Origin of the sequence: Paenibacillus sp. V4I9 (genome assembly GCF_030817295.1) — a bacterium.
In the GTDB taxonomy this organism is placed as follows: Bacteria; Bacillota; Bacilli; order Paenibacillales; family NBRC-103111; genus Paenibacillus_E.
Genome location: NZ_JAUSZE010000001.1, coordinates 4,914,896 through 4,929,613, shown reverse-complemented (window position 1 = coordinate 4,929,613; position 14,718 = coordinate 4,914,896). Strand labels below are relative to the sequence as shown.

The 14,718-nt window shown below is 45.4% G+C and carries 9 protein-coding genes and 2 pseudogenes; 10 read left to right on the top strand and 1 reads right to left on the bottom strand.

Going from position 1 to position 14,718, the window contains the following annotated elements; translation table 11 throughout:
• Positions 1 to 484 precede the first annotated feature (484 nt).
• From QFZ81_RS23080 to solA, 10 genes and pseudogenes are all read left to right on the top strand, one after another.
• Positions 485 to 1,816 (top strand): MFS transporter, encoded by a 1,332-nt coding sequence (locus QFZ81_RS23080; protein WP_307604913.1) that lies wholly within the window; start codon positions 485 to 487, stop codon positions 1,814 to 1,816.
• A gap of 98 nt (positions 1,817 to 1,914) precedes the next feature.
• On the top strand, positions 1,915 to 3,474 hold the full coding sequence (gene hutH / locus QFZ81_RS23075; protein WP_307441129.1) for a histidine ammonia-lyase: 1,560 nt from the start codon (positions 1,915 to 1,917) through the stop codon (positions 3,472 to 3,474).
• Between the two features lie 78 nt (positions 3,475 to 3,552).
• The gene (locus tag QFZ81_RS23070; protein WP_307441130.1) at positions 3,553 to 4,746 is read left to right on the top strand and encodes a helix-turn-helix domain-containing protein; all 1,194 of its coding nucleotides are present in this window, start codon (positions 3,553 to 3,555) and stop codon (positions 4,744 to 4,746) included.
• Positions 4,747 to 4,951: 205 nt separating this feature from the next.
• Entirely contained in the window at positions 4,952 to 5,920 is a 969-nt protein-coding gene (locus QFZ81_RS23065) for an agmatinase family protein (protein WP_307441131.1), read from the top strand.
• Between the two features lie 30 nt (positions 5,921 to 5,950).
• On the top strand, positions 5,951 to 7,615 hold the full coding sequence (gene hutU, locus QFZ81_RS23060) for a urocanate hydratase (protein ID WP_307441132.1): 1,665 nt from the start codon (positions 5,951 to 5,953) through the stop codon (positions 7,613 to 7,615).
• An 81-nt stretch (positions 7,616 to 7,696) separates the two neighbouring features.
• Positions 7,697 to 8,981: pseudogene (gene hutI, locus QFZ81_RS23055) on the top strand (imidazolonepropionase).
• A 38-nt stretch (positions 8,982 to 9,019) separates the two neighbouring features.
• Positions 9,020 to 10,300, top strand: coding sequence for a Glu/Leu/Phe/Val family dehydrogenase (locus tag QFZ81_RS23050; protein ID WP_307441135.1), 1,281 nt, complete (start codon positions 9,020 to 9,022; stop codon positions 10,298 to 10,300).
• A gap of 39 nt (positions 10,301 to 10,339) precedes the next feature.
• Positions 10,340 to 11,623: pseudogene (locus QFZ81_RS23045) on the top strand (NAD(P)-dependent malic enzyme).
• Positions 11,624 to 11,710: 87 nt separating this feature from the next.
• The gene (locus tag QFZ81_RS23040; protein ID WP_307441138.1) at positions 11,711 to 12,334 is read left to right on the top strand and encodes a HutD/Ves family protein; all 624 of its coding nucleotides are present in this window, start codon (positions 11,711 to 11,713) and stop codon (positions 12,332 to 12,334) included.
• A 23-nt stretch (positions 12,335 to 12,357) separates the two neighbouring features.
• Positions 12,358 to 13,491: an N-methyl-L-tryptophan oxidase gene (gene solA / locus QFZ81_RS23035; protein ID WP_307441139.1), complete on the top strand. Its 1,134-nt coding sequence runs from the start codon at positions 12,358 to 12,360 to the stop codon at positions 13,489 to 13,491.
• A 50-nt stretch (positions 13,492 to 13,541) separates the two neighbouring features.
• Here the strand turns inward: solA and QFZ81_RS23030 are convergent, their stop codons facing one another.
• Complete coding sequence (locus QFZ81_RS23030) at positions 13,542 to 14,657, bottom strand: GerAB/ArcD/ProY family transporter (protein ID WP_307441140.1); 1,116 nt, start codon at positions 14,655 to 14,657, stop codon at positions 13,542 to 13,544.
• Between the last annotated feature and the right edge of the window lie 61 nt (positions 14,658 to 14,718).

Genomic DNA, 14,718 nt, shown 5'->3' with positions numbered 1-14,718 from the left:
AAGCAATATTGTGCTAGTGATCCGAATTATTATCTAGAGCGTAATCCATAATGAGCGATTATAATTTGTTTACAGCAGCGTATCTCAAAGGAATATTTGAAATTTGAAAACGCTTTAAAGTGCTTTGAAACTAAGAAAAGGAATGGAATGTATCACTTTATTAGTAACATTCAAAAATGATCGGATCAATCTGATTCTAAATTGGAAAGCAAAATCGTGCTAGTGTTTGGCAATATTGTTTAGTTTCATCAATCTGTTTTGAAGGTATTCTTATGTTAATAAACTTAACATAGATATTCAATTTGATGATTCGATTCATTTATTGTTAAGTTAATTGACATTGTGGAGGGGGCGCATGGACTCTTAACCTGATAAAATAGCAGGAAAAGATGCAGCATTTATTCATGTTTATAAGAGGTTACTTACCTCCTTGGGACTTAGTCAAGAAATTTAAAATCGATTTTCATAAACGGGGGTTACTGCTATGTCCGTACAACTATCCATGAAACCTTATAAGATTGATGACGCTCCACTCAATAAGTTTCATCTAAAAATTACAGCACTTACGTTTGGATCTAATTTTTCTGATGGGTATGCACTTGGTATTATAGGTATGGCTCTGACTTTGATTGGTCCTCAAATGAACCTTAGCCCGATTTGGAGTGGATTAATAGGGAGTTCAGCGTTGATCGGACTCTTTTTCGGCAGTCTACTTCTCGGGGGATTATCCGACCGTATAGGTAGACAGAAAATCTTCCTTGCCAACTTCGTAGTCATTGCAATAGCATCGTTCTTGCAATTTTTTGTACAAGATCCCACAATTCTTTTCATCTTGCGTATATTGATTGGGTTTGCTCTAGGTGGGGATTATGCAATTGGATCGACTTTTCTTGCTGAGTTCGCACCTAGAAAACATCGAGGTTTTTTACTTTCTTTCTTAAATGTCATGTGGACCGTCGGATATGTCGTATCCAACCTTGTCGGTTATTATCTGCTAAAGACCGGCCCAGATTCCTGGCGGTGGATGCTTGCAAGTGCAGCCATTCCAGCGGTTATCGTCCTCCTGCTTCGGATTGGAACACCTGAATCACCTAGATGGCTCATCAGCAAGGGGCGTGTAGAGGAAGCTAGGGAAATCGTTAAGAAGCACATCGGTCCCCAAGTGGAAATTGAAGAACCAATTTTGGATCCTACAAAAAAAATATACAGCTTTCAAGATCTTTTCAAAAAACAGCTTTGGAAGCGTACGGCATTTGGCGGTCTCTTTTATGTATGTCAAGTGATTCCCTACTTCGCAATTTATACGTTCCTACCGGATATTTTAGCTAAAATGGGATTTGAAGAGACGTTCTTTATGGACACCATCCTGAATCTATTCCTGCTTGTCGGTTCGATCGCCGGTCTGTGGTTGACAGAGAAATATTCACGTAGAAGCTATACGATTAGCACGTTTATAGTTCTTACAGTCTCCTTGCTTGCGCTTACTCTTTTACCAGCAGGTTCACATATCGTGGCAATTTCGATATTTTGCTTATTTACCTTTGTCATGTCAGCCGCTTCAAATCTTACCTTAGTATATCCAGCCGAGCTCTTTCCCACCGAAATCCGGGGTTCTGGTGTTGGTGTTGTTACCGCAATAAGCCGAATCGGTTCGGCAATCGGAACTTTTCTTTTACCGGTAAGTGTTAGTTCTATGGGATTGACCCCATCTATGATTGGTATGAGCGCAGTTCTGCTAATCGGAACAATCGTTTCTATCGCTTGGGCGCCGGAGACGAAATCACTTGCTTTAGATGATTCCAACCATTATCATTAATCAAACTTTACAAGAGATGTCTTTCAGACATCTCTTGTATGCATATTTAACCGACAACTATTGCATAGTAGGTATTGGTTTTAAAGGAGATGTTTTTCATGAAAATTTCTGATGCTCCCATTCATCCCAAAGACATAAATAAAGTGATTCTTGGCGAACATCCGATCTCTATTTCCGAATTTGTAGCAGTGGCCCGTTATGGGGCAAAAGTGTCATTTTCTCAAAGCTATTGCGATCGCGTCAAACAATCCAGACATCTTATCGAGAAGTTTTTAAACGAAAACCGTATCATTTATGGCGTAACGACTGGCTTCGGAAGCAATGTGACAGAGATCATATCAACCGAAGATGCCGAAACCCTGCAGCGCAACATTGTTAGATCGCACGCCGTTTCCGTAGGGGAACCTCTGGAGAAAGAAGTTGTAAGAGCCATTCAACTGATGATTCTCATTCATTTGGGTCATGGTTATTCCGGGGTTCGCTTGGAGCTGCTAGAGCTTGTAGCATCGCTTTTGAATCAAGGAATCACCCCCTTTGCTCCAGGCGATGGATCCGTTGGTTATCTTTCTCCGGAAGCTCATATGGCTTTGGTGCTTATTGGGGAGGGCAAAGCATGGTACAACGAAGAACTCATCTCTGGCAGTGAGGCGCTTGAAAGAGCAGGATTAAAACCGACCACTTTTAGCTGTAAAGAAGGATTGGCCCTGACCAGCGGGACGTCCTCTGTTACTGCAATGGCCATTCTAACCCTATATAATGCTATTCAAGCGGCAAAAACAGCGGATATTGCTGGCGCAATGTCACTTGAAGCTTTGAAAGGAACGATTCACGCCTTCGATCCAAGACTCCATTCCTTAAAAAAACATGAGGAACAGGCTAAGACGGCCCAAAATATAATCCGAATCCTAAAAGGCAGTGAAATTGCCGAAACCTATAAAAACTATCGTTTGCAGGATGCGTTAAGCTTACGATGCATTCCTCAAGTACATGGAGCTTCCAAGAAAAATCTGAAAGATGCTGCCTTTACAATCAATAATGAGCTTAATTCTGTAAGCGATAATCCGGTTATTTATCCCGATGACAATGACGGAATTGCCCTAATGGGTGGCAATTTTGACGGTACCTATGTCGGTATCCAGGCAGATATCATGTGTATAGCTATGGCTAATCTGGCAAAAATAGCTGAGAGAAGAATTGACCGATTAGTGAATTATCACCTAAGTGAACTGCCTAGTTTTTTAGTGAAGAATCCAGGATTAAACAGTGGATATATGATCCCGCAATATACGGCTGTAGGACTGCTAGGAGAGATAAGGATTCTTTCTCATCCAGCCTCCGTAGATAATGTTCCCACTTGTGCCAATCAAGAGGATGTTGTCAGTTTCGCATATGTGGCCTCAAGGAAAGCCTATCAAATTTCGAAGAAACTAACGTATATTTTGGCGATTGAATTGATGACGGCCGTACAAGCTCTTGATTTTCATCGTCCGTTGAATCCTTCTCCGGTTATTGCGGAAGTATATAATCTGATCCGATCGAAAGTGCCGACGGTGGAGGAAGACCGATTTCTCTATCCGGACATCGTAACGATCTATCTTCAAATTCATGAAGGCGACATCGTAAAGGTTGTTGAAGACATGATAGGTGAGATAGAATAAAATAACATGGAAGCAGTTTTCTCTGAAGTTTAGGAGCGAAACGGCTTCCTTTTTTAAAATAGGGGGAGGTGATTAGCAATGAAATTGGATACGGCCCAAGCTGCCTTTTCGCAACTTCTCATTTCCGGGACGTTAATCCATGAAGCGGATTTTGAAGAAATGCGTGAGCGGCTTGGCATCAAACCGCGGCCCCAAGTCGTTATCGTTTTGTCCATAGACCGTTATACCGATTTGGCTTTGGACAAGTCATTGCAATGGAGTATTGAGATCGGGCAGGTGCTGGTGGAAGCCATTTTTGAGAGTATCACCTTGCCATTCCTATGGGTATGGGTAGGAGAAGGCGTACTAGCCGTATTATTGGAACTCCAATCTGTTCAACCCATCGAGCCGTCCTATAAGCAAGTTACGTATGGGATGGTCCGGAAAATTCAAAACTTCGTAGATGCGAAGGACTTTTCCGTTTCAGCCGGGATAGGCACCTATTACGAAGATCCTTACAAGCTTCATCTTTCCTACAGCGAAGCCAAAGAATCATTGATCGACCGTTTCTTTCAAGGAAACCGGATGATTTTTCAATATGAAGGACAAAGAAGCATTCAGGAAGAACGGGCAAAGCCGGTGACCCACGAAGAGAAAATCGAATTGCTGTCACGTGTCCGGATCGGGGATGAAGAAGGCTCGATTGTTTATTTAGTCGAGTTATTAGAAAGTCTTTCCCGATCGTATAAGCATAATATTGATCTATTTAAGTCAGAAGCCTATGATCTAGTACTCTCTTTGTCAAGAATGGTTGTCGATTTGGGCGGTAATGCTTCTGAAATTTTATCTGAAAATGCGAGAATGCTTCAAGACTTGTACAGTACCATTCGATATGACAAATTTGTTAAAAAGCTGTGCGCATACTGGAGGAAGCTAGCCAAGCAAGTATCGGACGATCATGCCTTAGAGGTATCTCCCATTGTTCGATCCGCCATTGTATATATAAGAGAGCATCATCAAGACAAAATGTTATTAAAAGAAATTGCCCAGCATTGTTACTTGAGTACCCATTATTTTGCCCATGTATTTAAAAAAGAAGCGGGTGTAAGCTTTGTCGACTTTCTAAATAAAGTTCGTATTGAGAAGGCTGTTTATTTGTTAGAGAAAACGGAATTAACCATGCAGGAGATTGCCGCGCGAGTCGGTTTTCAGGATGCGAACTATTTTGCAAGGAAATTTAAAATGATTATGGGGTGTAGCCCGACGGACTATCGGTCATCAGCCCAGTGCTAGTGTTATAGCAATAAATTCTTTAAGCCAATCCGCTCAGGGGTTGGCTTTTAAGCGTTTTCATCGGAGTGTTCAGTTCCTGGTTAAACCGTAATATCGTGCTACCTTTCCGCAAATTCGGCTAGATTCAGATGCCGTTTTTTTCAGTATGATGTAGTCATAGAAACAAACAAACTTTGTTTCATCAACCTACAGGAGGGAAGCAGATTTGAGACAAATTGAACTGCTGAATCCGCCAGAATTCGTACGAAACTCCAATTGGCGGGATCGATTCGAGACCAAGGTATCTCAGTGGTTGACCCCTTGGGAAGGCGAGGAAGAAGTCCAAGTCGGTTTCATCGGCGTTCCGCTTTCTAAGACGTCAATCAGTATTTCAGGCGCTTCGATGACACCGAATGCCTTGCGGGAATTATTTGCAAATGTCACGACGTACAGTATCGACCACGGTGTCGATTTGCAGGATTTGCAGGCGCATGATCTTGGTGATATTCAGATGCATGTGACGGATCTGCTGCGCTGTCATGCCAATATCGAACAAGGGCTGAAGAACATTTATGCAGCCATGCCTCATCTGTTCCCGATTATTGCAGGCGGCGATCATTCCATTACGTGCCCCTCTGTGAAAGCCTTTAAGCATCATGTCGGTGGAAAGGTGGGGATCGTTCAGCTTGACTCCCACATGGATGTCCGGAATCTGGAGGATGGAGGTCCTTCCAACGGAACGCCAATCCGCGGGTTGATCGAATCGGGCACGGTTGAAGGCCGCCATATTGCGCAGATCGGACTTCACAGCTTCGCCAATTCAAGAGCGTATCATGAATACGCCTTGACGCAAGGAATTACCCAGTATACGGCGCGTCAGGTAGCCAAAGAAGGAATCGAAGCTTTGGTGGAAAAGGCGCTGGAGGTTGCCGGTGACGGGACGGATGCTATTTATGTAACCGTTGACATGGATGTACTGGATCAAGCATATGCGCCAGGTGTGCCAGCGCTCGTTCCAGCAGGAATGACCTCGTGGCAGTTGTTGGAAGCGGTATTCTTATTAGGACAGCATCCTAAGGTACGAGGCTTTGATATTGTTTGTGTGGATCCCATGCAAGATCCCCGCAGAGCGACGGTCAGGACCGCCTTGCATGTCATCTTGACTTTCTTGACGGGATATATGAAAAGAAACTAATTCGAACACAACATAGAGGAGTGACTATTCATGGAACAAACAGTCAAACGTACGATTCGAGCAGCACACGGAACGAAGCTAACGGCAAAAGGTTGGCAGCAGGAAGCTGTCCTGCGTATGTTGATGAACAATCTGGACCCTGACGTAGCCGAACGTCCGGAAGATCTCGTCGTCTATGGCGGAATCGGCAAGGCTGCGCGGAACTGGGAGTCTTATGACAAGATCGTAGAATGTCTAACGAACCTGGAAGCGGATGAAACGCTGCTTGTACAATCCGGGAAACCGGTTGGCGTATTCAGAACGCATGCGCATGCGCCGCGGGTTCTCATCTCCAACTCGGTCATTGTTCCGGCCTATGCCAACTGGGAGACGTTCCATGAACTCGATAAACAGGGTCTTATGATGTACGGCCAAATGACGGCTGGCAGCTGGATTTATATCGGTACGCAAGGCATTTTGCAAGGAACCTATGAGACTTTCGCTGAGGCAGCTAGGCAGCATTCGGGAGGTACTTTAAGAGGTACCCTGACATTAACGGCAGGACTTGGCGGTATGGGCGGCGCTCAACCTCTGGCTGTAACAATGAACGATGGCGTGGTCATCGGTGTAGACGTAGATCCGACCCGTATTCAACGCAGAATCGACACTCGTTATTGTGATGTCATGGTTTACAATCTGGATGACGCGCTGAAGCTTGCGAACGATGCGAAAGCTGAGGGGAAAGCGCTCGCTATTGGGCTAGTAGGAAACGCTGCAGAGGTTTTCGCAGAATTTGTGAAACGGGGAATTGTACCTGATTTCGTAACCGATCAAACCTCGGCCCACGATCCGCTTAACGGCTATGTGCCGGTCGGTTATTCATTGGAAGCCGCGGCTGACTTGCGTAAAAACGATCCGAAGCAGTATGTGAAGCTATCCAAGAAATCGATGGCTGCCCATGTTCAGGCGATGCTTGATCTTCAAAAATTGGGGTCAACCGTATTTGATTACGGCAACAACATCCGCCAAGTGGCTCTTGATGAAGGAGTTAAGGATGCCTTTAACTTCCCTGGATTTGTTCCGGCTTACATTCGTCCGCTCTTCTGCGAAGGGAAAGGACCGTTCCGTTGGGCGGCATTGTCCGGTAATCCGGAGGATATCTATAAAACCGATGAACTTGCCTTGAAACTGTTCCCAGAAAATGCGCATCTGCGTAAATGGATCGAATTGGCAAGAGAAAAAGTCGCGTTCCAAGGTTTGCCTGCTCGTATTTGCTGGTTGGGGTACGGGGAACGGGCTAAGATGGGGCTGGCTATTAACGAAATGGTGCGCAATGGAGAATTATCCGCGCCGATCGTTATCGGACGTGATCACCTGGATTGCGGTTCCGTGGCTTCGCCTAACCGTGAGACCGAGTCCATGAAGGACGGCAGCGATGTTGTTGGCGACTGGGCCATCTTGAACGCCCTTGTGAATACGGCATCCGGCGCGAGCTGGGTTTCCGTCCATCATGGCGGCGGCGTAGGCATGGGCTACTCCCTGCACGCAGGTATGGTTGTAGTTGCGGACGGTTCCAAAGAAGCGGACGAAAGATTAGCCCGCGTCTTGAACACGGACCCTGGCATGGGCGTCATCCGTCACGCTGATGCCGGGTATGACATTGCCATTGAAACGGCGAAGGAACGCGGCGTTCGCGTACCGATGATGGGCATCTAATTGTTTCTGAATATATAAAAGAATGACTGATAACTCGCAGCAAGCCCGAACGGGCTTGCTGTATTTCGAGGGGGAGAAACGATGGACAACAATCGAATTGACCTGCTGATCCATAACATTGGTACGCTAATTACGATGCAAGGAACTCTGGAAGCGCGCAGAGGCGGTGAAATGTCTGAGGTCGCGGCAGCTCGAATGGGAGCTGTGGCAATCAGAGACGGTATCATTGTTGCAGCGGGGTCGGAAGAAGAAGTTTTGGCTCAAATCGGTGAAATGCCGGTAACACATAAGCACGATGCGGAGGGTAGGCTTGTTACCCCTGGACTTATTGATCCTCATACCCATTTGGTACATGGCGGCTCTCGCGAGAATGAACTAGCCTTAAAGCTGCAAGGCGCTTCCTATTTAGAAATTTTAGCTCAAGGCGGCGGTATTCTCAGCACAGTTCGTTCAACCCGTCAGGCTTCGGAAGAAGAGTTGTACGTAAAGGCTAAAAAAAAGCTTGGATACGATGCTTTCTTATGGGGTTACCACAGCAGAAGCTAAGAGCGGATATGGTCTAACTCTGGAGGATGAGCTTAAGCAGCTCAGGGTTACTCGCAAACTCAATCAGGAACATCCAGTTGATTTGGTGTCTACATTCATGGGTGCTCATATGGTGCCAGAAGAATATAAGGGGCGCTCTCAAGAATTCGTTCAGCTTATCATTGAAGAAATGCTCCCCGAAGTGAAACGTCAGGGACTTGCTGAATTTTGCGATGTGTTTTGCGAGCATGGCGTATTTTCCGTGGAAGAATCGGAGCAAATCCTGCTGGCCGCAAAAGCGATGGGCTTCGGCTTGAAGATCCATGCGGACGAAATTGAGCCGATGGGCGGCGCGCAGCTTGCCGGCAAACTGGGCTGCATCTCTGCCGAACATTTGATTGCAGCATCAGATGAAGGATTGGAAGCGATGCAGCTGGCTGGCGTCATTGCCGTCTGTTTGCCGGCTACTTCTTTTAATTTAAGGCTGAAGCATCACGCCCGTGCGCGTAGGATGATTGAAATAGGACTCCCCGTAGCTTTATCCACGGATTATAATCCGGGAAGTTCGCCAACGGAATCTATGCAGCTCGTTATGACGCTGGCCTGCCTGAATTTAGGGATGACACCGGAGGAAGTTCTTACGGCTGTGACCATCAATGCGGCACACGCGATCGGAAAAGCGGATATAATAGGCAGTTTGGAAGCGGGCAAACAGGCAGATCTGGTTATTTTCAACGCTGATAACTTAGCCTATCTGCCTTATCACTTTGGGATCAACCATGTTCATTCCGTATTCAAGCAAGGAAAAATGGTAGTCTCAGACGGAAAACGGATTCATTAAATGGTTACAGTCTGTACGAAGACTCGAGGGGGATCATCATGGAAGCTCCGACGGAAGTAAAAGAGAAGCCTATGCAAGCGGAAAGCTTGAATGTTTTGAGCAGAACGCAGTTTGTTATCCAAGCTGCTCTCGATAAAATGGGATGCGCGGAATCCTTATACGAATTGCTAAAGGAACCGCTTCGATTGCTAACCGTACGCATTCCTGTGAAAATGGACGACGGGTCCGTGAAGGTATTCACAGGGTACCGTGCGCAGCATAATGATGCGGTCGGACCGACCAAGGGCGGGATTCGCTTCCATCCCGGGGTCACCGAAGATGAAGTAAAGGCTCTTTCCATGTGGATGACCATTAAATGCGGCATTGCCGATCTGCCTTATGGCGGAGGCAAAGGCGGGATCCAGTGCGACCCGCGTACGCTGTCCTTCGGCGAGCTGGAACGGTTAAGCCGTGGTTACGTACGGGCAATCAGCCAGCTTGTCGGGCCGACCAAGGATATTCCAGCGCCGGACGTGTTCACGAATTCACAAATCATGGCGTGGATGATGGATGAATACAGCCGGATCCGGGAATTCGATTCGCCAGGTTTTATTACCGGCAAGCCGCTCGTCTTGGGCGGATCGATTGGAAGAGAATCGTCTACCGCCATGGGCGTGGTGCTTTTGCTTAGAGAAGCAGCTCATGTCGCAGGGATTCCGATTGAGGGCGCGCGAGTCATTATCCAAGGCTTTGGCAATGCAGGCAGCTTTCTTGCTCAGTTCCTTCACGAGGCTGGAGCCAAAGTGGTAGGCATTTCGGATGCTCAAGGGGCTCTTTACGATCCTGAAGGCTTGGACGTGCAGTATTTATTAGATCGACGTGATTCTTTCGGAACGGTGACGAATTTGTTCCCGAATGCCATCTCGAACCAAGAGCTGTTAATCCAAGACTGTGATATCTTAGTACCGGCAGCGATTGAAAACCAGATCACAGAAGAGAATGCGCCCGACATTAAGGCAAAGATTTTGGTGGAAGCGGCCAACGGACCGACGACCTTGAAGGCGACTGAAATTTTGACGGATAAAGGCGTTTTGATCGTTCCAGACGTGCTTGCCAGCTCGGGCGGGGTGATCGTTTCTTACTTTGAATGGGTCCAAAACAATCAAGGATATTATTGGAATGAAGAAGAAGTGAATGAAAAGCTTCAACAAATATTGAAAAAATCGTTTTATAACGTCTATCAGTTATCCTTGCAAAAGCAAGTAGACATGAGATTGGCGGCCTATATCGTTGGTTTAAAGCGAATGGTCGAAGCGATAAAATGGCGTGGGTGGATCTAATCTATGCTCGGATCAAAATGCCTTGGAAGGTGATGAATCATGAACAATTTACGTGAAGATGCTCTTCACATGCATAAAAAGTATACCGGAAAGCTGGAGGTTCTTGCCAAGGTTCCGGTAGGCACTGTCCGTGATTTGAGCCTTGCCTACTCCCCGGGAGTTGCAGAGCCTTGTAAAGAGATTTTTATTGAAAAAGATAAAGTATACGATTATACGATGAAAGGAAACCTGGTTGCCGTCGTTACCAATGGAACGGCTGTGCTCGGTTTAGGAAATATCGGTCCGCATGCGGCTATGCCTGTGATGGAGGGAAAGGCTTTGCTTTTCAAGGTATTTGCCGGTGTCGATGCGATTCCGATCTGTTTAGATACCATGGATAAAGAGAAAGTGATTGAGACGGTCAAGCAGCTTTCACCTTCGTTCGGCGGAATTAATTTTGAAGACATCGCAGCCCCGGATTGTTTTGAAATTGAAGAGAGGTTGAAAAAGGAATGTGCCATTCCTGTTTTCCATGATGATCAGCATGGTACGGCTATTGTCATTGCGGCAGGATTAATCAATGCTCTCCAGTTAGTCGACAAAACGATGGACCAAATTCGTGTGGTTATTAATGGGGCAGGCGCAGCCGGTATAGCGGCCATGAAGCTTTTGGTACATATGGGTGCTAAGGATATCATCGTATGCGATACGAAGGGCATTATTCATGAAGAAAGATAAGAAGGCATGAATCCATTCAAGCAGGAAATCGCACGGATGACGAATAAAGATAAGCTAACAGGTAAGCTCGCCGATGCAGTGAGAGGAGCCGATGTTTTCATTGGTGTTTCTGCAGCAGGGGCTCTTATGAAAGAAATGGTCAGCTCCATGAACCGTGATTCCATCATATTTGCAATGGCTAATCCGGTACCGGAAATTATGCCGGAGGAAGCGAAAGCCGCCGGAGCTGCGATCGTTGGGACGGGTCGCTCTGATTTTCCCAACCAAATCAACAATGTGTTGGCGTTTCCGGGCATTTTTCGCGGCGTACTGGATGTGCGTGCTAGAGAGATTAATGAGGCAATGAAACTAGCCGCTGTATACGCCATTGCCGGTCTGGTTCCAGCGCATAAGTTGAACCGGGATTATGTGATTCCGCATCCGTTTGAACCGATGATTGCTTCCAATGTGGCTGCTGCCGTTGCTCAAGCAGCCATGGATACGGGGTGCGCACGCTTATACATCAATGCGGAAGAGGTTAAGGATAGAACAAAGAAACTGATCCGCAAAAACGATGCGGTAGGTTCGTATTTTTCTTGGTACGCAGACATGACAAAGGAAGAGTAGGCATTGTTTGGACTAGTTATGTGGGACTTGGTATTTCCAGGTCCTTTTTTCCATTCGTTTATGGCATACATTCAAGGAGATGCTTACATGTCTTATTCGATCAAACTCATTAAAAAGCATATGCAAATAACGGCCGCTTGGTCTGGCGGAACGACAACGCAGCTAGCTATATATCCTGAACACGCGGAGTATAATAAGCGGAATTTTTTATGGAGAATCAGCACGGCCAGCATTCAAGATGAGCAGTCTTTGTTTACCTGCCTTCCTGATTTTTGGAGAAAGCTTATGATCATAGAGGGAGAGGTGATTCTAGAATATGAAGGATCACAACAGGTGGGGTTAAAGCCCTACGAGCAGGAGAGCTTCAGCGGAGGATGGGTAACCCGGAGTATGGGGAAGGTAACAGACTTCAATCTCATCACAGCGGCGGGATGCCGGGGAGAATTAGAAGCTTTATTTATCAAAGATGGAACTTCTTTTGAAATCAAATGTCACACGGATGATGTGGAATTTTCACTAGTAACGGAAGCTTTTTATTGTACCGAGGGCCGAGTGAGATTTAATATAAATGAAGATCAGTCTCTTTGGTTAGAGAAAGGCGACTTCTGCGTATTATCATGGAGAGCTTTATTGGATAAGGTGAATGTTAGGATAAGCCATTTTGGCAATGAATCTGCAGCATTTGTCATTCGTGCCCGTATTGTAAGTTGAATTTTTTCGGAGGAAGTGATGGAATGATGAACTATGACGTAATTATTGTTGGCGCAGGTTCGATGGGGATGGCTGCAGGTTACTACTTGACTCTTGCAGGGAAAAACGTTTTGCTGCTGGATTCATTTAACCCTCCGCACGATCGCGGGGCACATCATGGCGATACCCGTATCATCAGGCATGCCTATGGGGAAGGGACGAGCTATGTCCCGTTAGCCCTCAGAGCCCAAAAGCTTTGGTTCGATCTAGAGCGAGAGTCGGGAAGAAAACTGTTCCACCAAACCGGGGTACTAAATGTAGGCACTCGTGATTCAACCTTTATACAACAAGTTGTTTCTAGCTCCGAAGCCTATTCTCTTCCGCTACAAACAGTTGATTCCAGTAACATTCATACCGTATGGCCTGGGATTTCGCTTCCAGAGGGCTACGTGGGCTGCTTCGAATCGGAATCAGGTGTGCTTAAAAGCGAGGAATGTATTCGTGCTTATCGGGAACTGTTGGAACTTCATCACGTTACCATCGTAACGAATACATCTGTACAGGAATTATCTATCGATTCAGCCGGGGTGACGATTCAAACAGCCGATGAAAGTTATAAAGGACACGCCCTAATCGTTACAGCAGGGGCTTGGTCTTCTAAGCTGCTTCCTCTTATGAATATCCATCCACCGCTTGTTACCAAAAGAAAGACGTTTGCTTGGTTTGAAGCGGATGACTTTTTATTCGGTGAGGGACGCTTTCCGGCGTTTACGTTTGAAACCTCCTTGGGACATTATTATGGTTTTCCCAGTATGGGGGGAGCTGGTCTTAAGGTAGGACGTCATGATGGGGGACTTCGGATCAATCCGGATGAAGCCATTTCTGAGTTTGGGGCACTGCAGGAGGATGAAGAAGACTTACGAATGTTTTTAAGCCGGTTTATGCCTCTTGCCAATATGGAATTGCGCAAGGGAAAAACCTGCACGTACACCCTCACTCCCGATGAAAATTTCATTATTGACACGCATCCAGAGTATCCACATATCGCCTTTGCTGCTGGATTTTCTGGACACGGGTTTAAGTTCAGCAGTGTTGTCGGTGAAATTTTATGCCAGTTAATTACGACAGGCAGAAGTGAGCATGACATTTCGTTATTTTCAATGAACCGGTTTAATTAAAAGGATGAGTCTTCGCTAGTTTTGCGCTAGTGAAGGCTCATTTTTAAGCACTATATTCGACTAACCTGATCTTGCATGGTACGCTGCCGCTTTCTTGCCCAAGTTATAATGGCTAACAGGATAGGGATGATTGCGGTTGGGAGGAGTGACGAGAAGGGAAGTATTTTAAAGTTGTATTGGGCTAAATCGCTCATCCTTGTATAACTAATCTGGGCTAAAGCATAGAACAATAATCCAGTTGGTAAAATAAAAGGTTTCGTCTCTTTGATCTTGAAAATTTGTTTGATCACGAGTATAAAAACATAATGAAGCACAATAAGTTCAAATAAAGTGAATATGGTCCAGATCGCGATGATAAGAATTTCTATCCTTTCCATATATTCTCCGAACTTAACTAATTGAATGGTTGTGAAAAAGGGGAACGCAGACAATTTGGTTAAATGTATGCCAAGCGCACCGAACGTCAAATAACTTGCCATTAATAAATAAATGCCTGATAAAACTACTGCTGCTGCTAAATTTACGAATGTTTTTTTTGTGTTTTTCACCCTTGATAGAAGAAAACCGAAAACAACAGCTTTTCCAAATGGAAAACCGAAAGAGAGCACCCCTCCATAAATGATTACGGAAAGTTTGCTTTGTAACATGGGTAGGAAAGGATTAATCTCCACTTCACGCAGAATAAACAAACTAACGATGCAGATACACACAATGAAAAATGGAAGAATTAATTGAACCGTGCGGACTAAAGTACCTAAACCTAAATAAATGGAATAGGAACTAACCAACACGATGAGTATAATTAAGACGTTAGGCGCAGTGTTTGGAAGGATAGCCGTCGTATAGAACCAAGAAATAGCACGATAAGCCAACACACCATTTTCAAGGAAATAGATAAGATAGATGACAAGTGCGAGTTTGGCAAACCATTTCCCCAACAATTTTTCGCACGCCTCCGCCATACTTAATTGAGGATGCTGCGTTTGAACAAAAGTTAAAAGCCATAAGACCCCTATTGAAATTACAATAGCCAGAAGATTTGACATCCACACATCCTGCTTGACCAGCTTCGCTTCGATTAAAAACAAAGTTGAGAATCCGGACAAGAAACTAAAACAGAGAAATCCTAACTGACCATGATTGATTTTTTCCGGATCGGTCATCATTAATCCTCCATTCGAATTTTTAAAATGTTTATCATGTAATCGGAGATTGGACCATAAATAA

Bases quoted from the DNA above. Each gene is read 5' to 3' on its own strand.
- QFZ81_RS23080 (WP_307604913.1), top strand. From the start codon at position 485: ATGTCCGTACAACTATCCATGAAACCTTATAAGATTGATGACGCTCCA.
- hutH (WP_307441129.1), top strand. From the start codon at position 1,915: ATGAAAATTTCTGATGCTCCCATTCATCCCAAAGACATAAATAAAGTG.
- QFZ81_RS23070 (WP_307441130.1), top strand. From the start codon at position 3,553: ATGAAATTGGATACGGCCCAAGCTGCCTTTTCGCAACTTCTCATTTCC.
- hutU (WP_307441132.1), top strand. From the start codon at position 5,951: ATGGAACAAACAGTCAAACGTACGATTCGAGCAGCACACGGAACGAAG.
- QFZ81_RS23050 (WP_307441135.1), top strand. From the start codon at position 9,020: ATGGAAGCTCCGACGGAAGTAAAAGAGAAGCCTATGCAAGCGGAAAGC.
- QFZ81_RS23040 (WP_307441138.1), top strand. From the start codon at position 11,711: ATGTCTTATTCGATCAAACTCATTAAAAAGCATATGCAAATAACGGCC.
- solA (WP_307441139.1), top strand. From the start codon at position 12,358: ATGATGAACTATGACGTAATTATTGTTGGCGCAGGTTCGATGGGGATG.
- QFZ81_RS23030 (WP_307441140.1), bottom strand. From the start codon at position 14,657: ATGATGACCGATCCGGAAAAAATCAATCATGGTCAGTTAGGATTTCTC.